This window comes from Candidatus Poriferisocius sp. (genome assembly GCF_965208475.1).
Lineage (GTDB): Bacteria > Actinomycetota > Acidimicrobiia > Acidimicrobiales > Bin134 > Poriferisocius.
Genome location: NZ_OZ242338.1, coordinates 2,625,362 through 2,647,370 on the forward strand (window position 1 = coordinate 2,625,362; position 22,009 = coordinate 2,647,370).

At 65.3% G+C, this 22,009-nt stretch carries 21 protein-coding genes; 6 read left to right on the forward strand and 15 right to left on the reverse strand.

All coding sequences use genetic code 11. The annotated features are described in order from the left end of the window. Window positions 1-2: 2 nt before the first annotated feature. A complete protein-coding gene (locus ACOGXA_RS12215) occupies window positions 3-1,229 on the reverse strand; it encodes a cytochrome P450 (protein WP_419924146.1) in 1,227 nt (408 codons plus the stop codon). A gap of 125 nt (window positions 1,230-1,354) precedes the next feature. Here ACOGXA_RS12215 and ACOGXA_RS12220 point away from each other — a divergent pair, with 125 nt between their 5' ends. Beyond that, window positions 1,355-2,182, forward strand: coding sequence for an EamA family transporter (locus ACOGXA_RS12220; RefSeq protein ID WP_419924147.1), 828 nt, complete (start codon window positions 1,355-1,357; stop codon window positions 2,180-2,182). 178 nt (window positions 2,183-2,360) lie between these two features. On the opposite strand, the gene manB is transcribed toward ACOGXA_RS12220, so the two are convergent. Together manB and ACOGXA_RS12230 are read right to left on the reverse strand one after the other, a co-directional pair. Then, window positions 2,361-3,704, reverse strand: coding sequence for a phosphomannomutase/phosphoglucomutase (gene manB / locus ACOGXA_RS12225; protein WP_419924148.1), 1,344 nt, complete (start codon window positions 3,702-3,704; stop codon window positions 2,361-2,363). Window positions 3,705-3,786: 82 nt separating this feature from the next. Continuing rightward, window positions 3,787-4,614, reverse strand: coding sequence for an enoyl-CoA hydratase (locus ACOGXA_RS12230; protein WP_419924149.1), 828 nt, complete (start codon window positions 4,612-4,614; stop codon window positions 3,787-3,789). A 130-nt stretch (window positions 4,615-4,744) separates the two neighbouring features. On the opposite strand from ACOGXA_RS12230, the gene ACOGXA_RS12235 reads away from it, so the two are divergent. Beyond that, complete coding sequence (locus ACOGXA_RS12235) at window positions 4,745-5,131, forward strand: hypothetical protein (protein ID WP_419924150.1); 387 nt, start codon at window positions 4,745-4,747, stop codon at window positions 5,129-5,131. 12 nt (window positions 5,132-5,143) lie between these two features. Here the strand turns inward: ACOGXA_RS12235 and ACOGXA_RS12240 are convergent, their stop codons facing one another. Together ACOGXA_RS12240 and ACOGXA_RS12245 are read right to left on the reverse strand one after the other, a co-directional pair. Next, complete coding sequence (locus ACOGXA_RS12240; protein ID WP_419924151.1) at window positions 5,144-7,804, reverse strand: hypothetical protein; 2,661 nt, start codon at window positions 7,802-7,804, stop codon at window positions 5,144-5,146. Then, the gene (locus tag ACOGXA_RS12245; RefSeq protein WP_419924152.1) at window positions 7,801-8,799 is read right to left on the reverse strand and encodes a hydroxyacid dehydrogenase; all 999 of its coding nucleotides are present in this window, start codon (window positions 8,797-8,799) and stop codon (window positions 7,801-7,803) included. The genes ACOGXA_RS12240 and ACOGXA_RS12245 overlap by 4 nt, the downstream gene beginning before the upstream one ends. A gap of 122 nt (window positions 8,800-8,921) precedes the next feature. Here ACOGXA_RS12245 and ACOGXA_RS12250 point away from each other — a divergent pair, with 122 nt between their 5' ends. Both ACOGXA_RS12250 and ACOGXA_RS12255 read left to right on the forward strand, forming a co-directional pair. Beyond that, window positions 8,922-9,773 (forward strand): SDR family oxidoreductase, encoded by an 852-nt coding sequence (locus ACOGXA_RS12250; protein ID WP_419924153.1) that lies wholly within the window; start codon window positions 8,922-8,924, stop codon window positions 9,771-9,773. A 13-nt stretch (window positions 9,774-9,786) separates the two neighbouring features. Next, complete coding sequence (locus tag ACOGXA_RS12255) at window positions 9,787-10,626, forward strand: acyl-CoA thioesterase (RefSeq protein ID WP_419924154.1); 840 nt, start codon at window positions 9,787-9,789, stop codon at window positions 10,624-10,626. An 8-nt stretch (window positions 10,627-10,634) separates the two neighbouring features. On the opposite strand, the gene ACOGXA_RS12260 is transcribed toward ACOGXA_RS12255, so the two are convergent. From ACOGXA_RS12260 to ACOGXA_RS12275, 4 genes are read right to left on the reverse strand one after another with little or no spacing between them, the layout of a single operon-like run. Continuing rightward, window positions 10,635-11,033: a type II toxin-antitoxin system VapC family toxin gene (locus ACOGXA_RS12260; protein WP_419924155.1), complete on the reverse strand. Its 399-nt coding sequence runs from the start codon at window positions 11,031-11,033 to the stop codon at window positions 10,635-10,637. Further along, window positions 11,030-11,266, reverse strand: a complete 237-nt coding sequence (locus ACOGXA_RS12265) for a FitA-like ribbon-helix-helix domain-containing protein (protein WP_419924156.1) — start codon at window positions 11,264-11,266, stop codon at window positions 11,030-11,032. Before ACOGXA_RS12265 ends, ACOGXA_RS12260 begins: the two co-directional genes overlap by 4 nt. Window positions 11,267-11,314: 48 nt before the next feature. Continuing rightward, on the reverse strand, window positions 11,315-12,766 hold the full coding sequence (locus tag ACOGXA_RS12270) for an aldehyde dehydrogenase (RefSeq protein WP_419924157.1): 1,452 nt from the start codon (window positions 12,764-12,766) through the stop codon (window positions 11,315-11,317). A 4-nt stretch (window positions 12,767-12,770) separates the two neighbouring features. After that, window positions 12,771-13,655 (reverse strand): fumarylacetoacetate hydrolase family protein, encoded by an 885-nt coding sequence (locus ACOGXA_RS12275; protein ID WP_419924158.1) that lies wholly within the window; start codon window positions 13,653-13,655, stop codon window positions 12,771-12,773. A gap of 25 nt (window positions 13,656-13,680) precedes the next feature. On the opposite strand from ACOGXA_RS12275, the gene ACOGXA_RS12280 reads away from it, so the two are divergent. Beyond that, complete coding sequence (locus ACOGXA_RS12280; protein WP_419924159.1) at window positions 13,681-14,187, forward strand: MarR family winged helix-turn-helix transcriptional regulator; 507 nt, start codon at window positions 13,681-13,683, stop codon at window positions 14,185-14,187. A gap of 517 nt (window positions 14,188-14,704) precedes the next feature. Continuing rightward, window positions 14,705-15,352, forward strand: a complete 648-nt coding sequence (locus ACOGXA_RS12285; protein ID WP_419926979.1) for an NYN domain-containing protein — start codon at window positions 14,705-14,707, stop codon at window positions 15,350-15,352. A gap of 52 nt (window positions 15,353-15,404) precedes the next feature. Here the strand turns inward: ACOGXA_RS12285 and ACOGXA_RS12290 are convergent, their stop codons facing one another. From ACOGXA_RS12290 to ACOGXA_RS12315, 6 genes are read right to left on the reverse strand one after another with little or no spacing between them, the layout of a single operon-like run. After that, window positions 15,405-16,868, reverse strand: a complete 1,464-nt coding sequence (locus ACOGXA_RS12290; protein ID WP_419924160.1) for an aldehyde dehydrogenase — start codon at window positions 16,866-16,868, stop codon at window positions 15,405-15,407. Then, the gene (locus ACOGXA_RS12295; RefSeq protein WP_419924161.1) at window positions 16,868-17,098 is read right to left on the reverse strand and encodes a ferredoxin; all 231 of its coding nucleotides are present in this window, start codon (window positions 17,096-17,098) and stop codon (window positions 16,868-16,870) included. Before ACOGXA_RS12295 ends, ACOGXA_RS12290 begins: the two co-directional genes overlap by 1 nt. Next, the gene (locus ACOGXA_RS12300) at window positions 17,098-18,381 is read right to left on the reverse strand and encodes an aspartate aminotransferase family protein (RefSeq protein WP_419924162.1); all 1,284 of its coding nucleotides are present in this window, start codon (window positions 18,379-18,381) and stop codon (window positions 17,098-17,100) included. The genes ACOGXA_RS12295 and ACOGXA_RS12300 overlap by 1 nt, the downstream gene beginning before the upstream one ends. Next, a complete protein-coding gene (locus ACOGXA_RS12305; RefSeq protein WP_419924163.1) occupies window positions 18,378-19,646 on the reverse strand; it encodes a cytochrome P450 in 1,269 nt (422 codons plus the stop codon). Before ACOGXA_RS12305 ends, ACOGXA_RS12300 begins: the two co-directional genes overlap by 4 nt. Window position 19,647: 1 nt before the next feature. Further along, a complete protein-coding gene (locus tag ACOGXA_RS12310; protein WP_419924164.1) occupies window positions 19,648-20,991 on the reverse strand; it encodes a glutamine synthetase family protein in 1,344 nt (447 codons plus the stop codon). 23 nt (window positions 20,992-21,014) lie between these two features. After that, window positions 21,015-21,995, reverse strand: a complete 981-nt coding sequence (locus ACOGXA_RS12315; RefSeq protein ID WP_419924165.1) for an alcohol dehydrogenase catalytic domain-containing protein — start codon at window positions 21,993-21,995, stop codon at window positions 21,015-21,017. Window positions 21,996-22,009: the final 14 nt, after the last annotated feature.

Genomic DNA, 22,009 nt, shown 5'->3' on the forward strand with positions numbered 1-22,009 from the left:
GTCTACAGCTTGGTCAGCAGGATCGGGAAGCGGCCGTAGGCGTCGTGGTGGCTGGCCTCGGTGTAGGCCGGCGGGTCGTCGGGGTCGATCTCAATGCCGGCCTCGTAGAGTGCGCTGGCGATGTTGACCAGCGTGCCGTCGGTGCCCTCGTCGTTGTCGGTGCGAGCTGAGAGGCCGGTAACCAGTGTGCGCCCGATGCAGATGTGCTCGCCGCCGCCGAAGGTGAGGCCCCAGGGTTTCACCGAGCTGACCTCCCGGTAGGGGTTGAACATCCCGGCGTCGGCGCCGAACACCTCAGGGTCGCGGTTGGCCGGGGTGAACAGACAGGCCACCCGCTCGTCGGTGGCGATGGTCTTGCCGTTGCTCAGCGTGAAATCCTCGTTGGCAATCCGCAGCAGGGCAGGCGACGGCAGGTGCAGCCGCAGGGCCTCATGGGCGGCCCGCTTGATGTATTCCCGGTCGGACACTTTGGCCCGGTCTTCGGGGTTGGCGCCGAACCACTCGTCGAGGTGGGCGATGAGGTGGGGAACCGAGTGGGTGGTGGTCTGGGTGGCCGCCACCAAGAACAGGCAGGCCTCCCTGATGGGCAGCCCCTCGTCCCAGTCGTCGTTCCAGTGCAGATAGAGCATGGTGATCAGATCGACGGGGAGGTCGTCTCTTTCGATCTCTCCCCTTTGGAAGCGCTCGATGAGAGCTCGGCGGCGGGCCACCGATGAGGCAAAGAAGTCGCGGTCGAACTCGTCTCTCACCGCCATGATGCGCTCTATCACCTCATCGTGGTCCTCGGTTGACCACTCCACGGTGGCGCCGGTGCCCAGCAGCTCTACGTACTCCCGGAACGCAGTAGTTCGCTCAGGTGTGTCCACGCCGTCGATCCCGGTGGTGGCGGCGGCAATGCGGGCCAGCATCGTGCGCAACAGCACGCAGAGGTCGGCACGCACTATTCCATCGTCACCCCGGTTGTCGCGGCACTCTTCCAGCGTCTTGGCGATCAGCGGAATCAGCTCAGTGTGCTCGTAGTACTCGAGTGCGGCCTTGGCGAACAGCGGGGCCTCCAGCCGTCGGCGCTCGAAGTGCTCGTCGCCGTCGATCGTCAACAAGGAGCGTCCGAAGAACGGCTGGCTCTCCTGATGCGACCCCTGCCGAAAGCTCCTCGACCGCAAGATCTCGTCGATTTCGGCGTAGGTGGTGAAGTGCTGCAAACCAACGATGTGCGGAGGCGGAGGCATCTTTCGAATGGTGGGCTCTCTTCTCGGCACAGTTAAACCTCCATGTTCACCTTGGCGCACCCGAAGATAGCCGGTGATCTCTTGGGAACCGGTTTGAGTCGTCGCACCACTAGCGTGCGGGGGGCATGCCGGTGTTGTTGGGGGTTCTCGCCTCAGGGCTGATCGGGGTTTCCGACTACTTCGGGCGCTATTGCAGTCGGCGGGCCCAGGCAATGACCACGGTGGGTACAGCCTTTGTGGGCGGTCTGGGCATCACGCTGGTACTGCTGCTGGTAGTACCCAGCGCCATCACTGCGGCCGACCTGCTGTTGGGTGCGGTTTCTGGGGCTCTCATTGCCATCGCCCTGTCGTCTATGTGGCACAGCTTGGCCGTGTCGTCTTCGGCTATTGCCTCGCCCATCGTGGCCGCCTTCACCGCGCTGGGACCGCTGGTCTACGGCATCGCCACCGGTGAACGGCCCTCCACCGCGGCGGCCGTCGGCATCGCGGTGGCGGTAGCCGGGCTGCTCCTAGCGGTGATTGTGCCCCAAACGGTGGAGAACATCGGCGCAGGCATTGCCTATGCGATTCTCGGCGGACTGGCCTTCACCGCGGCCATCGTGCTGTTGGACCGGACCAGTGTGGACAGCGGCATGTGGCCGGCGGTCACCCAGCGGGCGGCCGCTTTGGTGTTCATGCTGGCGGTCACCCGGGCCAGCCGCATTCCCCAAATCCTGCCTCGCTCGCTCCGGCTGGCTGGCCTGGCCGGTGGCATCGCCGGAGGTTTGGGCATGGCGTCTTTCATCGCCGGAGTGCAGCGAGGCCCGGTTGGGGAGGTGTCGGTGGCCGGGTCGCTCTATCCGGTGGTCACCATCGCCCTGGCGGTGATATTCGACGACGACACCCTGCGGTGGTGGCAGGCCGCGGGTATCGCCGCCGTGCTGGCTGGCACCACCCTGATCACTATCGGCTGAGTCCTGTCAACCCGGGTCTGGTAGCTGCCGTCCACTTCCGGCCGACCAGCCGTGCGGGATTTCTGCTTAGCGTCTAAGTTACGGTCGAACCGGGGAGAGGAGGACGGGAGGGGGCGCAATCCTCTCCCCGGCTGTGCAGTTCATCAAACCGGGGCAATGGCTCAGCGCAGCACGCGATTTACGCGAAATGGGCTTGGACTTCGGCCACCCTTTGTTGCACGTCGTCGGGGGTGGATGCCTCCAAGTTCAATCGCAGCAGGGGCTCGGTGTTGGAGGGGCGCAGGTTGAACCACCAGTCGCCCAGGTTCACGGTGAGGCCGTCGAGGCGGTCTTGATCAGCATCGGCGTAGGCGGTGGCCACTCGTTCGATCACCACGGCGGCATCCTCCACCACAGTGTTGAGTTCGCCCGAGGCGGCGTAGCGGTCGAGATCGGACACCAGATTGGCGAGCCCGGCAGGGTGGCGGCTGATGGCCTCCAACACCACCAGGGCGGCGATCAGTCCGCTGTCGGCCCGGAAATTGTCCCGGAAGTAGTAGTGGCCGGAGTGCTCGCCGCCGAATACTGCTCCGGTCTCGGCCATGGCCTGTTTGATGTAGGAGTGGCCCACCCGGGTGCGTACGGCCGTTCCCCGCCCTTCGGCGATCACTTCGGGAACCGTTCGGGAGCAGATCAGGTTGTGGATCACGGTGGCACCGGGATCATGGGCCAGGATCGAGCGGGCAATGATGGCGGTGGTCAACGATCCCGACACCGGCCGGGCCGTCTCGTCTACCAGGAACACCCGGTCGGCGTCACCGTCGAATGCCAGGCCGATGTCCGCGTTCAACTCCACCACCCGGTCTTGCAAATCCCGCAGGTTCTCGGGCTGGAGGGGGTCGGCCGGATGGTTGGGAAACGTGCCGTCCAGTTCGGGATACAGGTGATCGAGCACCAGGGGAAGCCCGTCGAACACCGCGGGCACTACTAGACCGCCCATGCCGTTGGCGGTATCAGCCACCACCAGCAGCGGGTCCAAAGAATCTAGATCTACGAACGAGCGCACATGGTCGACATAGCCGCTCAGCAGGTCGCGGGTGCTGCGGATGCCTTTTCTTGCCGATGGATCGGGACCGGCGATTGCCATGGCCTTGATCGCTCCCAGACCGGAGTCAGAGCTGATCGGTGCGGCGCTGGCGCCGCACATCTTGATCCCGTTGTAGCCCGCGGGATTGTGGGAGGCGGTGAACACCGCTCCGGGCATATCGAGCTTTCCCGAGGCGTAATAGAGCATGTCGGTAGCACATAGGCCCACGTCCACCACATCGACGCCGTGGTTGAGCGCGCCTTCGCCAAAAGCGGCAGCGAACTCCTCGCCTTCGGGACGCATGTCCCGCCCGACCAGCACCGCCCTCGCTCCCGACTTGGCAGTGAACCGGGCGAAGGCGCCGCCGATGGCCCGGGCGCCGTCGGCGTCGAGTTGGTCTCCCACCGTGCCCCGCACGTCATAGGCCTTGAAGATGGCGTCGTAGTCGGTGGCCATGCCGTTTGCGGCCTAGTGCTTGTGGGAGATTGGCGGCATCGGGCGGCTATTGCTTCTTTGAGTCTTGAGCCATCCGGCAGCCTTACTGCTTCTTTAGGTTCTGCTTCATCTCGTCGAGCTGCATCAAGATGGGATAGCCGCTGACGCTGATGGCGTTGCCGTGGCCGGTGTGGTGGACGTCGAACACCGATTGGAGGGCGGTGTAGTAGCCCTGCACATCTAGGGTCTGGTTCACCGCCCGCTTGGCCTGGGCCAGACCGAAAGAGTTGTTCTGGGCGATCTGGGCGGCCAGTTCGTGAGTGCGCTCCCAGAGCCGGTCGCGGGCCACCGCCTCTCGGGCCACCCCGATTTGGACAGCCTCTTCGGCACCTAGTGTGCGCTGGGTGAACAGCAGATCCTTCGCCCGGCGGGCGCCCAGCTCCCAGGTGTGACCGTGGTACTCCACCCCGCCGATGGCCATCAGCACCACCGGATCGGAGAACTCCACATCGTCGGCCACCACCAGCAGGTCGAGCGGCCAGATCAGGTTCAGGGCCCCGGCGATGGCCTTGCCCTGGATGGCGCCGAGGGTCGGCTTGGGGATGTTGCGCCAGTGCCACGAATACCCCAGGTACTTGCGGGCCTCCCAGCGGTAGATCTTGTTCAGCTGCCAGCTGCCGTCGGGCTCGTTCAGTGACACCGCGTCGGGGTCGGGCTCGCCGCCGCCCAGATCGTGGCCAGCGGAGAAGTGCTTGCCCTCGCCCCGCAGCACGATGACCTTCACATCGTCGTCGTACTCGGCAGCCAAAAAGTGGTGGTGCAGCTCGTCGAGCATGCGCTCGTTCTGGGCGTTGGCCTTCTCGGGCCGGGCCAGCGTGATGGTGGCCACCGCGTCGGCAGTCTCGTACTCAACGTATTTGAAATCGTCCATGGGTGTCCTCTTGGGAATTGGTTGCCTCAGCCAGTAGCTACTTGTATCGTGAGAAAAGCAGTCGGAACCGGCACTGCCCCAGAGCATAAAGGGTTCCCCTCAGAATCGAATAGACGACGAAGGGAACCCAATGGCAGTCACCGAGGTAGAGCGCACGGAGTTGGCTAACCGGCTGGTATTGGCCATCGGCAAAGAGGCAACCGAGACGCTCATGCAGTGCATCATCCCAGAGGGGCGAGATCAACTGGCCACCAAGGACGACCTCAAGGTCTTGGAATCCACCCTCCGAGGCGAGTTCGCCGAGTTCAAAGGGGAGATGCGGAACGAGTTCGCCGAGTTCAAGGGAGAGATGCGGAACGAGTTCGCCGAGTTCAAGGGAGAGATGCGGAGCGAGATCGCCGAGTCCAAAGGCGAGATCAACTTGGCGCTGGCCAAGCAGACCCGTATGTATCTGACGACTCTGGCAGGGTTCATGCTCACCACATGGGGCGCGCTGATTGTCCCGGCCGTTGTGTGACGGTCGAAGTTGTCATACGTAACGGAGAGCGGCGGCTTCGAGGACAGCCAGGGTTTGGTTGGCAATAGGGGCCCAGTCGAAGGCTGGGCGGCGATCGACCAGAGCCTGGCGGGAGCGGCCGAGGTCTTCGGGGGTGAGCTCGTTGAGGCAGCGGGTGAGGTCTTCGACGGTTGAGCCGTAGCGGATGTCGGCGCCGGCGAAGGTCTCATCGAAGAAGTCCCAGTCGCTGGCAATGGCGGGCACGCCCGCCCCTATGCAGTCGAACGCCGTGCCGGTTGTGAGCATTCCGGTGGGGGCGAACGGGAGGATCACCGCGTCGTAGGCCTGCATACGCCGCAAGTATTGGGAGAAGTCAAGATGGCCGTGCTCGGCGATGATACGGGGATCGTCGGGCACGGCCACCGAGAGGTCGACCCGGATGACGAGTTGAATGTCGTCCCGGGCGCATGCGGCTACCGCGTCCACCACCAGTTGCAGGTCCTTCTCCACTCGGGGGGTGCCGATAACCGCCACCCGGAGTCCGCACGCTGGCCAGCCTTCGGCCAGTTCCACGTCCTCGCGGGTCGTGCTGGCCACCGCCTCATACTCGCGGCCCCAGTGGCCGTGAGGGATGACGTGGTGCTCGGTGTGAGTGCCGTAGTTGTAGGCAGCCAGGGCCACTTGGCGGCCAGCCAGGCTGTGGTGAATGACCGCGTCGGACGCGTCGGCCCAAAGCTGGTAGCTGGCCGCCGCCTCCTCGGTCTTGAAGAAGTGGGGAAGAAGGTTGTGCTGGGTCCACACGATGGCTGTGCCGGTGGCCTTGACCTGCCCCAGCACCTCGGCGGTGCGCTGGGGGTCGACACCGCTCCACCACTCGGGCCAGGCCATGTGCAGCACGTCGATGTCCCGCAGCCTCCGCACCAGCTTTTCGTCGGGGATGCCCGCGCCGGTGGCCACCACCTGGCCGGCCAGCGGGTCATACAGCGACCGATCGTAGGGGTGGCCGTGGATGGTGCTGGCCACCCGCAGTCGGGGGGTGACCTTCCAGGTGAAGTCGACTGCCGCGGCTGGCTCGAGCTCAGCCTGGTACACCCGGGGCAGCTCGCCCCAGAAGCTGCGCCATTCGGCGATACCGGCGGTGTCGACGACTTGGAGCGGGCCCGAGTCGATCTCCACATCGATGGGGCGTGCTTCTGATTCGGCCACCGAAAAGGTGAGCGGCCCCGGAAGACCATCAGGGTCATCAAAGCTAAGTTGCTCGGATACGACCAGCGAACGGCCCTCCACCCGGTAGGTGGCCGTTCTGGTTCCGGCGACGGTTGCCTCGCTGCTGCCCGCCGGAGCCCAGCCTTGGTGGATGATGGTGACCGTCCCCGGAGAGTGCTCCACCGAGGTGGGCAAACCCGCGGGCAGGAGGGGGGCGTTGCTAGTGCCAGCCATGTCGTCTCGGCCACGCGGCGTGATCACCGGCATCATCACCGGGTGGCCCGAGGTGGGCTGCTCCAACAGACCGGGACCCCGGGGCGATGGGGCGTAGTCGGCCGAGAAGCCGAAAACGGTAGGCAGAGCAATTGACAGCGACTTTGAGCGATACGACCACACTGTGGCTCGCCCGGATTCGTCGAATCGCACGAAGCGCTCTGCGGGCAGGAAGGCATCGGTGGACGGCGCGCCGACCACCTCTGGTCTGCGCCGCAGTTCCAGGGCGGACAACAGGAGCTTTCCGTAGATGTCCAAGGTCATCTGAAGCCGTCGGGCCGGGCCTCGATAGAACATGGCTGCCCGATTCTGGTGGGCGGCGATGACGCCGTTGGGGAACCACTCCAGCAGATCGTCGAGCGTGGCGTTGGCCCGGGCCAGCCAGCGGTCTTGTGGGGAGTCTAAGTCGCGCCCTGCCGCTATTGCGGCCAACTCGATGGTGATGGCCTTGCCCAGCGCACCTATAGAGCGCCCCCACACGACAGCCCCGCCCGGCTGGGCCACCTCGTCGAGGTCGCGAAGCACCTGGGACAGTCCGTCGGCCCACCCCGGGCCGAGTTGGTCCACAAGGGGCTCGGCGAACAGGTACATGTCGGGCGTATAGATGTCGTAGTGGACCCAGGCCCCCATGCCGTCGTTGAGCCAACCGGTGGGGCTGGCGAATATTGTGCGCACTCGGTCCAGCAGTTGAGGGAGCTCGGCAGGCTCGTCGTCCCCCCGGAGGCGAGCCAGAGCCCGCAGACATCGGGTGGCCACCACCGCGAAGTTGGGCGGGATGGCATCGGTGTCATCGAGACGGGCGATGATCTCCCTGGAATTCACGGCGTCAAGAACGGTGTCGTGCAGCTCATCGGGCAGCGCTTGCAGACCGCCCAGACGCAACACGGTTTCCCCGACCCGATAGCTGTAGAAGCCCTCGACTGCGTCCGGGTCGAGTGAGGCGATGAGCGTCGGGATTCGGTCTTGCAGGTCGCAGCCGCCAACCTCGTCGACCCCGCAGTCGATGAGCAAACCCAGCACGTACAGCAAGTCGGCGGTGGTGTCGTCCAGCACCGGATGGCCCGCGTACAGGCCAGGCAGCTTGAAGCCGGGAGCGGCGGTCTGCTCGAATTCGGCCATCTTCTCGGCCGTCGCCGACACCAGGCGGTTGGCCAGCGCCCCGGCGGTGGTGGCTCCGCTCAGCGGCGGCTCGGGCATGCGCAGGTCCAAGCTCACGCCATGGTGGCCAGTCGGTCGCGGGTGACCTCGTTGAGGGCTGGCTCGCACGCCGACCACCGGCAGATCTCCTCGATCACGTTGTCGGTCATTCTGGCCAGCTCAGTGCCCTGGCTTCCGGCCAGATGCGGGCTGATCCAAACGTTGGGCATTTCCAGCAGCGGGCTGTCTTCGGGCAACGGTTCAGGATCGGTCACGTCCAATATGGCGTACAACCGGCCAGATTCCAGGTGGGGCATCAGCGCCTCGTGATCGATCAGCGGGCCCCGGGCGGTGTTGATCACCGTGGCCCCATCGGGCAAGGCCGACAGCTGGGTCGGGCCGATCATATGCATGGTCTCGGGCAAGGCGGGCGCGTGGATGGACAGCACGTCGGCCTCCGCACACAGCTCGTCGAGCTCGAGCTTGTCCACCCCCAACAAAGCCGCCTCCTCCGGGGTGACGTAAGGGTCATACAGCGCCACCTTCAGATGGGGAAACTGCCGCAGCAGCTCGATCACCCGGCGACCGATTAGCGACGCCCCGACAATGCCGACGGTGCGGCCGTAGTTGCCCCACTGGCGGTCGCCCAGTGCCGACATAGCGGAGTAGTCGGCGGGGCCCCGGCGCCAGAGCACGCCCTTGTTGGCGAACAAGACGGCGGCCAGGGTGAACTCGGCTACCGGCTCGGCGTTGGCGTTGGCCCCGCTGGTCACCCGGATGCCCCGATCCCACACGGCGTCGGTCAGAGTCATCTTGACCGTTCCCGCGGCGTAGGCGAAAAGCCCGAGTTGGGGAGCCCGGTCGAGCATGGCGGCGTCCAGGGGCGGGCACCCCCAGTGGCCGATGATCACCTCGGCCTCGGCCAGCACGGTGTTGGCCTCATCATCCCAGGCCCCGATGGGGTCGCTTTTCAACAGCGGCCCCAGAGCCCGCAGGCGGTTGAGGTCGGCGTCGCCGAATAGCTCCATGCCCGGCCAGTGGGCGATGGCGATGTTGGGCTGCCCCCTGCTCATGTGATGAAGTCTCGCAACATGGCTGGGGTCAAGCCATTTTCCGCTACCCAGCTGCGCTCATTGGGGACCTTCGGGCTACGGTTTTAGCCGCTTCGCACGAACATCGAACATGGGGGCAGGCAATGGCTGATTTGGTGAATTACGAAGGCAAGCGGGTGCTGGTGGTGGGCGGTGCAACCGGGATGGGAGCGGCGGTGGCCCAAAAGGCGGCGGCGCTGGGGGCTCACACCATCGTGTTGGACATCGCGGAGGTGAGCTACGAGTGCGGGCAGTACATCAACGTCAATCTGGGAGACCGCGACAGCGTGGATGCAGCCATTGACGCCATCTACGAGCCAGTGCATGCGGTGCTGGCCTGCGCAGGAGTGGCCGACGGCACCGGCAACCTCATGCTGATCAACTTCACCTCTCAGCGCCACCTCGTTGAGGCGCTTATCAAGTCGGGCAAGCTGGGTCGGGGTGGTTCGGTGTCGTTCATCTCATCGGCCGCGGGCATGGGCTGGATGAGCAATCTGGAGCAGGTACAGGACTTTCTGGCCACCCCCGATTGGGACACCGCCGCGGCGTGGATCGACGAGAACGAGGGCACCGACACCTACACGTTCAGCAAGCAGGCCATAAACGGCTACGTGGCCGGCCAGGCGTTCCCCTTCCTGCAAAAGGGCATCCGCATCAACTCAATCATGCCCGGCCCCACTGACACGCCCCTGGCTCGGGCCAACGCCGATCTGTGGCTCGGATTCGGGGCCAGCTACCGGGAAGCCGCCGATGTGCCCACCCTGGTTCCCGAACAGATGGGCGACACCCTGCTGTTCTTGAGTAGCGACGCGGCCAGCGGGATCAATGGGGTAAATCTGCTGGTCGACCAGGGCCACACCAATGCCTCGCTAGTGGACGCCTGGGACGACCCGTTTGTGAAGGTCATGGCTGGGATGATGGATTTCGACCCGGCCATGTTCGGGATGGACGAGTGAGCCATCGCGCCCGATGAGCGGCGAACTGCCCGACCTATTGGAGCTCACCGAGGTTGGTGAGCAGCGCTACCACGTTTTCCAACCGGAGGAATCGGCTGAGGGACGAGATGTGGTGTTCAGCGGGCAGCTCATGGCCCAGATGATGATGGCGTCCGACCGGGAGGCGGGCGGCGCCAAAGACATCCGCTCGGTCCACGCCATCTTCGCCCGAGCAGGCACCTACACCCTGCCGATCGAGGTGGATGTCGACTCCATGCAGGCGGGGCGCACGTGGGCCAGCGATGCGGTAACCGCCACCCAGGGGGGCAAGCTGCTCAGTCGGGCGCTGATCTTGATGAGCACGGTGGACGACGACTTGATGCGCCACGAGCCGGACATGCCCGACGTGCCCGGTCCCGACGGGCTGGACCCTGGATTCGCCTTCATCTTCCCCGGTGCCGAGTGGCGTCCGGTGCCCGGCGAGCCGGAGATCGACGGGGTGCCGGTGGAACGGGCATGGCACCGCTATGGGCCCGGAGCGGGATCTCAAGCGGCCAACCAGGGCATTGCCGGCTGGGCCACCTGCGGCAGCATCATCGGCCTGGCCATGCGCCCCCACCGCGACACCATCCGCATCGAGGACGCCCACCGCACCCTGTCCACCGGGGTGATCGCCCACACTCTCCACTTTCTCGACCGCATGGACGTGTCGCAGTGGCTGCTGGTCCAGCTTCGGGGCACCAAAGCGGCCAACGGCCGGGTTTACGGCCAAGGCGAGGTGTTCACCGCCGAGGGCCAGTTGGTGGCCACGTTCCACCAAGATTCCATGGCCAGAGCCGCTATCGGTGCCATGGACCCCTCCCGCTCGATGTAGCTGGCTGTTTAGGGCGGAGGAACCTCCACCTGGCACTGGGGGCCGGTTGCTCGGCTGATCCGGCGGTCGAGGGTTAGCAGGGGCCAACCCAGCGCTTCGGCCAACGCCACATACCAGGCGTCGTAGCTGGTGAGGTTGGCCCGGAGTTCCCACACGCGGTCAGCGAAGGGGGTAAACGGGTAGAGGTCGAGATCAAGGCGGAGCAAGTCTCGTTGGGCAGCCGTCGCTTCCAGTCGCGTGAGGATGCCTCTTAGCTCCTGTCGGCGCAGGATGTTGGTGGCCTCGACAAGGGCTTGCTCCGGTGCTGCCAAGGGACCTGTTGAGATCGCCTCCATCGCCCATGGGCCGTCATATTCGGAATCGACGAGCGCGGCCACCAGCACGGAGGCATCAACGACTGCGCTCACTTCCGATCGGCGTCGCGGTCTTGGAGGATCAACGAGGTTGGGATGCCGGTTCCCGCTGCCGCTTTGCGGCGGTGGACTTCGTCAAGCCAGGCACGCAATGCCGGCCGTGAGGCGATCCGCTCCAGTTCACTGCGCAAGAATTCCTGCATGGACTGGCGATTGAGCGCGGCCCGAGCGGCAAGCTCATCACGGACCTCCTCAGGCACCCCGCGAATCGTAATCTGCACCGTCATGCTGTCATTATGCCATCATTGCTTTCATAACGCCACCACATGCAGGGATCACTCGGTGGTGTCGTCGAGGATCATCAGGGTTTTGAGATCGCTATGGAAGTCGAGGGCGTAGTCGCCGCCTTCTCGGCCGATGCCGGAGATGCCGCAGCCACCGAAGGGGGCGGTGAGGTCTCGCACCAAGAAGGTGTTGACCCACACCAGTCCGGCTCGGACGGCGGCGCCTACTCGCTCGGCCCGGGACTGTGACGACGTCCAGACCTGGGCCGACAGGCCGTAATCGGTGCCGTTGGCCAATGCGATGGCCTCGGCTTCATCGGTGAAGGTCTGGAAGGTGAGCACCGGGCCGAAGATCTCCCGCTGAACCGCCTCGCTGTGGTTAGAAGCCGGTTCGATGAGCGTCGGCTCGTAGTGGAGGCTGCCGTCGGTAGGGTGGCCGCCCCGCACGATGACATCGCCCGCGGCGCGAGCCCGCTCCACGAACCCGTGGACCCGGTTGCGGTGGTCGGGGTGGGCCAGGGGGGCGATGTCGGTGGCTGGGTCGCGGGGATCTCCCAGCACCAGAGCGTCGGCGTGGTGGTGGAAAAGCTCAAGGAACGGCTCTCGGATTTCGTCGGCCACCAGAATCCGGGTGCCCGCCAGACACACCTGCCCGGAATCGTCGAACTGCCAAGCAGCTCGGTGGGCGGCGGCATCGAGATCGGCATCAGAAAATACGAGGAACGGCCCCTTGCCCCCCAACTCCGCGGTGAACGGGACGATGTTGGTGGCCGCGGCCCGCCCGATGTGGCGGGCGGTCTCCGGCGACCCGGTGAACGTGATGCGCCGCACCCGGGGGTCGGACACCAGCGCGGCCCCCACTTCTTCGCCGATGCCTTGCACCAGGTTGTACGCGCCCGACGGGAACCCGGCCTCCACGGTGAGCTCGGCCAGCAGCGCGGCCGAAAGCGGCGACCACTCGGCTGGCTTGTGGATGACGCTGTTACCGGCGGCCAGAGCGGGGGCCAGCTTCCAGGTGCTGAGCATGAACGGCGCATTCCAGGGGGTGATGACCACCGCCGGACCGGCGGGCATGCGCTGCACTTGGTTGCGCATGCTCTTGGCATCCCATGTGCGGTTCTCGTGGCTGGTGATCAAGTCGGCGTAGGTGCGGAAGTTGAGGGCACCCCTAGCCACCAGCCGCTGTTTCATCGACTCGTAGAGAAAGCCCATATCGAGGGTCTCCACTAGAGCGATGTCATCGGTACGGGTCTCGATCAAGTCGGCCAGCCGGTGGAGGGCGTCGGCCCGGTCGTCAACGCTTAAGGTGCTCCACGCGTCGAACCCCTCCACCGCAGCAGCAACGGCGCTAGCCGCAGTGCTCTCGTCCCCCCGGGCGATGTCGGCCAAGTGCTCCCAGCCCATCGGCGACCGGGTCTCAAACCGTTGGGGTGAGGAAGCCCATTCGCCGCCGATCAGGTGGTCGACAGGAACTGAGACGCCACCGACGTCCTGGCGGGTCACGGAGTCATTCCTCCTCGACGGTGGACTCGTAGTGCTGGGCGCCGGGACCCAAAGGTGCTCGGATACCGCGGAACTCCCAGTCGCCTCCTTTAGCAGTGGACTGCACTTCCTCTGAATTCGACGGCTGCGCGCCCACATCGTCCCGGATGGGGGTGGGGCCAGCCACGATGGTGTTGATCAGCGCGCCCAGTCCCTCCACTTCCACGGTGACCACGTCGCCAGGTTCCACGGGTCTGGAGTTGGCCGGAGTCCCCGACAGCAAGATGTCGCCTGGCACCAAGGTGATGGTGCGGGCGATGTCGGCCACGATGTAGTGCATGTTCCATTCCATCTCGTCGGTGGTGGCGTCTTGTCTGACCTTGCCATTCACGATGGTTTGGATGCGCTTGCCCCGGAAATCCCACCCGGTAACCAAGCCTGGCCCCACCGGGCACAGGGTGTCGCTGCCTTTCACCCGCAGCATGGAACCGGCATCGGTGTCCCGGAAATCATGGAGCCCGTAGTCGTTGGCCACCGAGTAACCGGCGATGAAGTCCCCGGCTTCAGCGGGCGACACGTTTCGGCAGGTCTTGCCGATCACGATGGCGATCTCGCCCTCATAGTTCAGCCACTGGCAGCCCTCTGGCCGGATGACGTCGCTCTGGTGTCCGGTCAGCGCGGTAATCGGCTTGTGGAAGTAGGTCGGCGCGGCCGGCAGCTTGGTCATGAACTCTTCCACCCGGCTGCGGTAGTTCAGGTGGATGCAGATGATCTTGGTGGGCGTCACCGGTGCCAAATGCACGGCATCATCGATGCCCACCGTCCGTCCGTCGCCAGCGACGAGCCGGTCTCCGATGCGTTCGACATGACAGGGATAGCCGTCCAAGAGGATGCGGCGATATTCGGGCATGTCTGGCAATCTACCCAGTGATCCCATGGCAACCGACTCCACTCCCGACGAACGCCTTCTCGATGCCGAAGTAGACATTCAGGCTCGGCTGGGCGACCAGCCCCTCGACTTCGACTCGATGCAGGCCATCTCTAACATCTACCGGGCCGCGTCGGCCGTGCGGCGCCGGGCCGAGCGGGAGTTGTTGGCCGAGGCCGGGCTGTCTTGGGGAGGCTTCACCATCTTGTGGGTGCTGTGGGTGTGGGGAGAGATGGAAGCCGCTCAACTGGCCTCCGAGTGCGACTTGGCCAAAGGAACGCTGACCGGGATGGTGACCACCCTGGAGAAGCAAGGCCGGGTCCAGCGCACCCGCATGCAATCGGACCGCCGCCGGGTCACAGTGGCCCTCACCCCTGCTGGATTGAAGACCATCGAGCAGCTGTTCCCCCAGTTCAACGACTTCGAGGGCAAGATGAGCGGGGAACTCACCGTCGCCGAAAAGCACGAGCTGGCCCGCCTCCTGCGAGCGGTAACGACGAACGCCTCTGTATAGGTCATCGGCGTCGCGATGGCTGGGCCTGCCACATATGACGCCGAGTCCGGTCCGCGATGTTGTCACTGCGTTCAGTGCCGTCACTGCTACTTTGGCCATGGCCAAAGGCTCCAAGACACTGGCAAAACGAGGGAGAGGCCATGACGAGAAGCGCTGAGGACGTACTGCGTCAAAAGCTATCGGAGGGGAACGCCAAAAGAGTGCGCTCACCGTTTCCCCAGCCTATGGACCCCAAGGCATTCGGACGGCGTGTTGCAGCAGAGCTCTTCGACGAGTATTTGAAGGAAAGCCAGGAGAGAGCCAAGCACAAGAAGCGTTGATCGAAATTGCCTCGTCGCTAGATCCAGAAAGCAGAACTGCCCAACTCTGATGAGATGGGCAGTTCTCGTTCCTAGCGGTCACCCGCTAAAACAGCTCTAGCTGCCATCATACGGTGGGACTGTGTTGACTTGCTAGCAATATTCGATTCGGCGTTCTTGAAGGGTAAGCAATCGTGGGTGTGCGAACGACGGCCTTTGTGGATGGTCTGAACTTGTACCACGGACTTCGAGACGAGGGTCTCTTGAAGTTTCACTGGCTCCATATAGAGGGCATGATCGAATCTCTAGCCGCTGATGCCGGTGCGCGGCTGGGGAGCCCGCTTGAAGTCATCCGAGTCGTGTACTGCACAAGCTTGGTCAAGGACAGGCAGGCAGCTCGACGACAAGACATCTACTTGCAGGCTTTGGAGCAGCACTGCGCGCACATTGAGATCTTGCGAGGATCGTACGAAGAAAAGTCGCGGCCGTGCACAGACTGCGGTGCAAGTGTCGGATTTCAGACTGAAAAGCAGACGGACGTGAATATCGCTGTGGAAATGGTGAAGGACGCAGCCACACCAGTGGGGCAGAGGGCTGACGTCCAGCTTCTCGTGACCGGCGACACCGATCTGCTACCCGCGGTACGCGCCGTTCGATCCTTCGGAGTGGACGTCGTGGTGATCGCGCCCCCTGCTCGTGGCCGCACCCGTGAGTCCTTCACGGCAATAGCGTCCAAGTACCTCCGGGTGAACCGCCGTCATCTGCGTGAGCACCCCCTCCCGGACCCTGTCCTGCGTCCGACAAGAAGCGGCGAAGAATATCCCTTGCGTCCACCAGATGGATGGATCCCACCGAGCGATTGGTAGACGACACGTAATTCGCTCAACATCGGCAATCTTTGTATACGACGCTGGCCAGCTAGCCGATTACAAACGGGTCGCGGGTGGCGCCGGTTAGTTCGATCCAGATGGTTTTGGTTTGGAGGAAGCTGTCGAGGGCTTCGAGGCCGTTGTCGCGGCCGTAGCCTGACTGCTTGAAGCCGCCGAAGGGGGCCATGTAGCTCACGTTGCGGTAGGTGTTGATCCACACCGTGCCCACCCGGAGCGCTCTCGACACCCGGTGGGCCCGGCGGATGTCGTTGGTCCAGATGCCGGCGGCCAGCCCGTAGTCGCTATCGTTGGCCAGCTTCACCACCTCGTCTTCGTCTTCGAAGTCCAGCACTGCCAGCACCGGGCCGAACACCTCCTCCCGGACGATGGTGGACTGGTTGGTCACTCCGGTGATCACGGTGGGGCGAACGAACCGACCGCCGAGTTCGGGGTCGACCACGCCGCCGGCGGCAATGGTTGCCCCCTCGGTGCGGGCTTGGTCGATCATGGCCAGGATCCGATCCCGCTGGGCGTCGGACGCGGCCGGTCCCATCTCGGTGGCCGGGTCAGAGGGATCGCCCAGCACCAGTTCGTTGGCCCGAGCCGCGACCCGTCCGATGACCTCGTCGAATATGTCGCGGTGGATGTAGGCCCTCGACCCGGCAATGCAGGTCTGGCCGCTGGCCGCGAAGATCCCGGCCAAGAGCCCGTTGGTCACCGCTGCGGGGTCGGCGTCGGCGAAGATGATCTGGGGGGACTTGCCGCCCAGTTCCAGCACGGTGGGGGTCAGGTTGTCGGCGGCAGCTCGGGCCACGTGCTTGGCGGTGGCCCCACCGCCGGTGAAGGTGATCTTGTCGATGTCCGGGTGGGAGGTTACGGCCGCGCCCACCTCGGGCCCGCCGGTCACCACGTTGATGACACCAGGGGGGAACCCGGCCTCAGCGGTCCGCTCGGCCAGCATCAGCGCGGTGACCGGGGTGATGTCGGAGGGCTTGACTACCACGGTGCACCCGGCGGCCAAGAGCGGGGCGAGCTTCCAGGTCAACAGGACCAGCGGGGAGTTCCACGGGATGATGGCCCCCACCACTCCGATGGGCTCGCGCTCGGTGTACACCAGAAAATTGGGCGATGGGCTTGGCAGCTGCTCACCGCCGATCTTGTCGGCCATCCCGGCGAAGAAGTCGTAATAGCCCTGCAAGCCCTTGGCCTGGGCCGATGTCTCCCGGATGATCTTGCCGTTGTCCCGGGTCTCAGTCTGGCCCAACAGCTCGGCGTCCCGGCTCAGCAACTCGCCCAGGCGGCGCATCAGCCGGGCCCGCTCGGTGGCGGCCATCGTGGTCCAGGGGCCGTCGGTGAACGCCCTTCGAGCTGCCCGGACGGCTTCGTCCACCGCGGCGGGGTCGTCGGCCACCTCGGCCCAGGGTTCCCCGGTGAACGGGTTGGCCGTCGCCATGCGCTGGCCATTGGGCGGAGGAGCGAATCCCCCGTCGACCCAGTTGTCGTAGGTCTCCATTAGAGCTCCTTGTCCAAATTCTCTTCAACGATGGCGATGGCCTGGCCTGGGCAGCGATCCACCACCACCTCGGCCCGGTCTCGGGGCAGCAGGCCGTCCCCGATCACCGAGGAGATGACAATGTCGTCGTCCAGTTCAAACACCTCGGGTTCGAGCATCTCGCAGATACCGCCGCCGATGCACAGCTCTTGGTCGACCGCCACCCGCACCCAGTCCCCGCCTTCGGTCATCAGCCCACCGCCGACAGAGCCTCATCGAGTATGGCCATGCCCTCATCGATGTCGGACTGGGTGGCCACCAGCGGCACCAGCACCCGGATGCAGTTGGAGTACACCCCGGCGCCCATGAGGATGAGCCCGCGGTCGAACGCCTCGTCGATCACCCGAGCAGCCCGCTCGGCGTCGGGCTCTTTGCTGTCGGAGTCTTTCACCAGCTCGATGGCCAGCATGGCCCCCAAACCCCGCACCTCACCGACGCTGTGGTGATCGGCGGCCAAACCGTCGAGCCGCGTCCGAAGCTGCTCGCCCAAGTCCTGGGCTGCCTTCTGGAACTCGGGGTCGAGTACCTGGGAGATGGCTGCCTGGGCTGCCGCGCACGACAGCGGATTCCCGCCGTAAGTGCCCCCGATGCCCCCACCGTGTACTGAGTCCATGATCTCCGCCCGGCCGGTGACCCCCGAAATGGGCAGGCCGCCTCCCATGGCCTTGCCCCAAGTACACAGATCGGGCTCGATCCCGTAGTGGGCACATGCGGCGGGGAGGCCGGTACGGCCCATGCCGGCCTGCACCTCGTCGGAGATGATGAGAATGCCGTGCTCAGCGGCGATCTCAGCCACTCGGTTTGGGTAGTCCTTGGGCATGGGGATGAAGCCGCCCTCGCCTTGGACCGGCTCGAAGATGATGGCGGCCACGTTCGCCGGGTCGACTTGATTCTTGAACAGCCGGTGGAGGCCGGCGATGGCATCGTCGCTGGTGACGCCTCGGTAGGGGTAGGGGCCCGGCGCTCGGTAGACCTCCGGGGCGAACGGGCCGAAACCCAGCTTATAAGGCCGCACCTTGGCGGTGAGCGACATGGTGAGCAGGGTCCGCCCGTGGAAGGCGTTGTCGAGGCAGATGATGCCCTGGCGGCCAGTGTGGTAGCGGGCGATCTTCACCGCGTTCTCCACCGCCTCGGCCCCCGAGTTCAGCAACAGCCCCTTCTTGTCGAATTCGCCGGGGTGGCATAGGGCCAGCAGCCGGCAGACCTCCACATAGGGCTCATAGGACGACAGCGAGAAGCACTGGTGGAGATAGGCGTCGAGCTGTTCGCGGATGGCGGCCACGATCTCGGGGTTGGTGTGGCCGTGGTTGGCGGTGCCCACTCCGCCCACAAAGTCGATGTACTCCCGGCCGTCCACGTCCCAGATTCGGGCGCCCGACGCCCGGGCCACGAAGAACGGCCGCCCCGCGGTGCCCGCGGCCACCCAGCGGGAGCGGTCGGCGGCCAACCGGTCGGTGTTGGGGGTCGCGGTCATGACGTTGCCGCCGGCTGCATGCCCACCGAGAGGACACCGTGGACGAAGTTTGATCGGGCTCGCACCGGCTCGGAGGTCTGCTCCAAACGTAGGAACCGTTTGGACATCTCCTCTAGCAGCACGGAGACCTCCAATCGGGCCAGGAAGGCCCCCAGACACAAATGCGGACCGCCGCCGCCGAAGGCGAAGTGGTCGCTGTTGGTCCGGCCTGCGTCGAACCGGCCTGCGTCGAACTTGAAAGCATCCTCGAACACGGCCTCGTCGCGGTTGGCCGAGGCGTACCACATCACCACCTTGTCGCCTTGGGCGATGTAAGTGCCAGCCATCTCGGTGTCGGTGGTGGCCGTACGCCTCATGTGCATGACCGGGGTGGACCACCGCAGGATCTCCTCGGTAGCCGACTCGATCATCGATGGGTCGTCGAGCACCCGCTGCCACTCATGCGGATTGGCGGCCAGCGCCATTGCCCCGTGGCTGATGGCGGTGCGGGTGGTCTCGTTTCCGGCGAACACCAGCAAGTGGAACATGTTGCGGTATTCGCTCAGCGAGAACCGCTCTCCCTCCAACTCGGCTTTAACCAAGTGGCCGACCAAGTCGTCTCGGGGGTCGTTGCGCCGCTTTTGGCGCATGCCCTCGCCATACTCGAACAAGGCATGGCTGGCTGGGCTATTGAACGGCAGCAGGCGCAGCTCAGTGGTGTTCCCGAAGGCGTCGGGAGGGATCGACTGGGCGTCGCCGGTGCCCTCCACCAGGTAATTCGACAGCTCCACCAGGTAATCGGAATCCTCCACGGGTACGCCGAGCATGGTCAGGATCACTTGGATGGGCAGGGGCGCAGCCACCAACTCAACCCAGTCGCCGCCGCCTTGGTCGATGAACTCGTCGAGCAGATTGCCGGTGATCTCGCGGACCACCTGCTCCCACCGCCGGATGTTCTTGGGGGTGAAGGCGCCGGCCACCAGGCGCCGGAGCCGGGTGTGGTCGGGGGCGTCGGTGTCGATGAGCGACCGCCGGGCCTCCAGCGCATCGGCCTCCAGGTCCCACAGGTTGGTGTGGCCGATGGCTGACGAGAACAGCTCAGGGTTGCGGGAGACGTAGCGCGCCTCGGCGTGGCGGGTGACGGCCCAGAATCCCCCGTTCTCATAGGGATGCCAGGCCAATCCGGCGATGGACCGAATCTGGGCGAATCGATCGTGGGGAATCCCCTGGAGGTACAGGCTGGGCTCGGTGACGTTCGGCGTCTCGACCACAGCAGAAGGAGCCATGTCAACAGTGCTCTGCATATCGGGCCCGCTCCCAGTTGTTCACCTCGTCGGGGTGGGGCGAGTTTTCCGGGGCCATGGCCAGCTCGTGGTCGGCCAGGGTCAGAAAGCCCTCCGAGAAGATCTTCCCCAGCATCTCGGCCAGCGGGCTGTCCCGGTAGGCGGCGATGGCCCCGGCCAGATCACTGGGAAGGGGCAGCGAGTCGCCGGGATTGGCGTACATGTCGCCGTCGCTCATAGGCGGCAAGGGCAGCGCCCGCTCGATTCCGTCGAGGCCGGCGGCCAGGATGGCGGCGATCATCAGGTAGGGGTTGGCGTCGGCGCCCGCCGAGCGGAACTCCACCCGGTTGGCCTGCGAGCCGGGCTCGCAGATGCACCGGCACAGCACCGAGCGGTTGTCCAGGCCCCAGTGCACATGGGTGGGCACAAACGTGTAAGGGCGAATGCGCTTGGGGCCATTGATGGTGGGCGCCCCCAACAGCGTCATGGCCTCAGCGTGCTCGAATAGCCCGGCGATCCAATGCCCCATTAGCTGGTTGGGCAGGCCATTTGAGTCGGCGAAGGCGTTGGACCCGCCCTCCGACAGGCTGGTGTGGATGTGCATGCCCGATCCCGACGGCTCGGTCCACAGCTTGGGCATGAAGGTGGCCCGCATCCCGTGTTGGACGGCCACCTGCTTGACGATGCTCTTGAGCAGCACGGTGTTGTCGGCGCAGGCCATGGCGTCGGAATGGCCGATGTTGATCTCCATCTGGCCGGGGCCGTACTCAGGGTTGGACGACTCCAACTCCAAGCCGGCCCCAAGCAATCCGTGGCGCATGTCCCGCACGCAGTCCTCCAACTCCAAGGCGTCGGTGAGCGAGGAGTACTGGATGTGGTTCTGCACCGGCGTCCAGTCGGGGGCGCAGATGTAGAACTCCAGTTCGGTGGCCACCACCGGATCCAACCCGGCTTGGCGGCACCGCTTGATCTGGTCGGCCAGCACGTTGCGCGGGGCGGCGGGGTGGGGCTCACCGTGGGGGTCGAAGGTGTCGGCGAACACCAGGGCGTAGCCGGGTCGATGGGAGAAGATGCGGGCGGTGGAGACGTCGGGCACGAGGTGGCAGTCGAGAAAGCCCGACTCCATGTTGATGTAGGGGTGGTCGGGCAGGTCGTTTTGCATGTCGAACGTGAAGATGGCGTCGGCAATGTTGAGGCCGTCCTCGACGGTCGTCGAAAAGAAGCGCTCTACCGGAACCCGCTTGCCCCGGATATGGCCCATCGTGTCGGGCGTGGCTACTTCGACGGTGTGGACATCCGCCTGTTCACAGGCAGTGCGGAAGTCGTTGATGCTGATGGTCTCAGCCATTATTGGAATACCTCGCTGACGGTTCAGTTGGCATGGGCTTGGTCGATCAGGAGCACCAGGCGGCCTTGGACGTCGCCGGCGCGCAAGCGGTCGTGGGCCACCTGCGCATCGGTGAACGCCATGGTCTCCACCGGGGCGATGATGGACGGCTCCCGGCGGGCCAGATCGAGGAGCTCGCCCAGCTGCGGTCGGGTGCCCCAGATGCTGGACATGAAGCGGGCTTCGTGGGGAACGGCTCCAACACCGAACGGGACGCGGCCGCCGTAGAGGCCGACTGCCACCACCAGACCCCGCCTGGCCACCGCACCGGCCGCGAGGGCCAACGTGGCGTCGAGTGCGACGAAATCGACTACTGCATCGAACAGCGGCAGATCGTCGTCGGCGTCAAACGCCCCGTCGGCGCCTAGGGCCACAGCGGTGTCCCGCTTGTCGGGAGCTCGGTCGAGGGCATAAACCTCGGCGTCGGTCAACAGCTTGAGGTAGCGCAGCGCGAACTGCCCGATCCCGCCGGCGCCGATGACCAGCACCCGGCGCTTCCGGCCAGGACGGCGCAGTGTCTCCAGAGTCTGCTGCACCGCCCGGTAGCCGGTTAGGCCCCCGCAGGCCAGTGGCGCGCTGGCCACCGGGTCGAGATCGCCCAGCGGGTAGAGGTAGGCCCGGTCGGCGATGGCCATGCGCTCGGCGCAGCCCCCGTCCACCACCAGGCCAGCCTCGGTGGCATCGGCGCAGATCATCTCGTATCCGTCGGCGCACTCCCGGCATCGCCCGCATCCCCACGGCGCGTACACCATCACCGGCCCCAGTTCGGGGTGGTTCCCGGTGACCTCGTGGCCCAACACGATGGGCAGCGGGCTCGGGAACTCGCCGGCCACCACGTGCAGGTCGGAGTGGCACAGCCCGCAGGCGATGACGTCGATTACCTCGCTGCCGTTGGCACCGGGCTCGGGGTAGTCATCCACCACTACCAAAGGGGAGTTCCGGGCTTCAAGAACTACGGCGCGCATATCAGTAGCCCTTG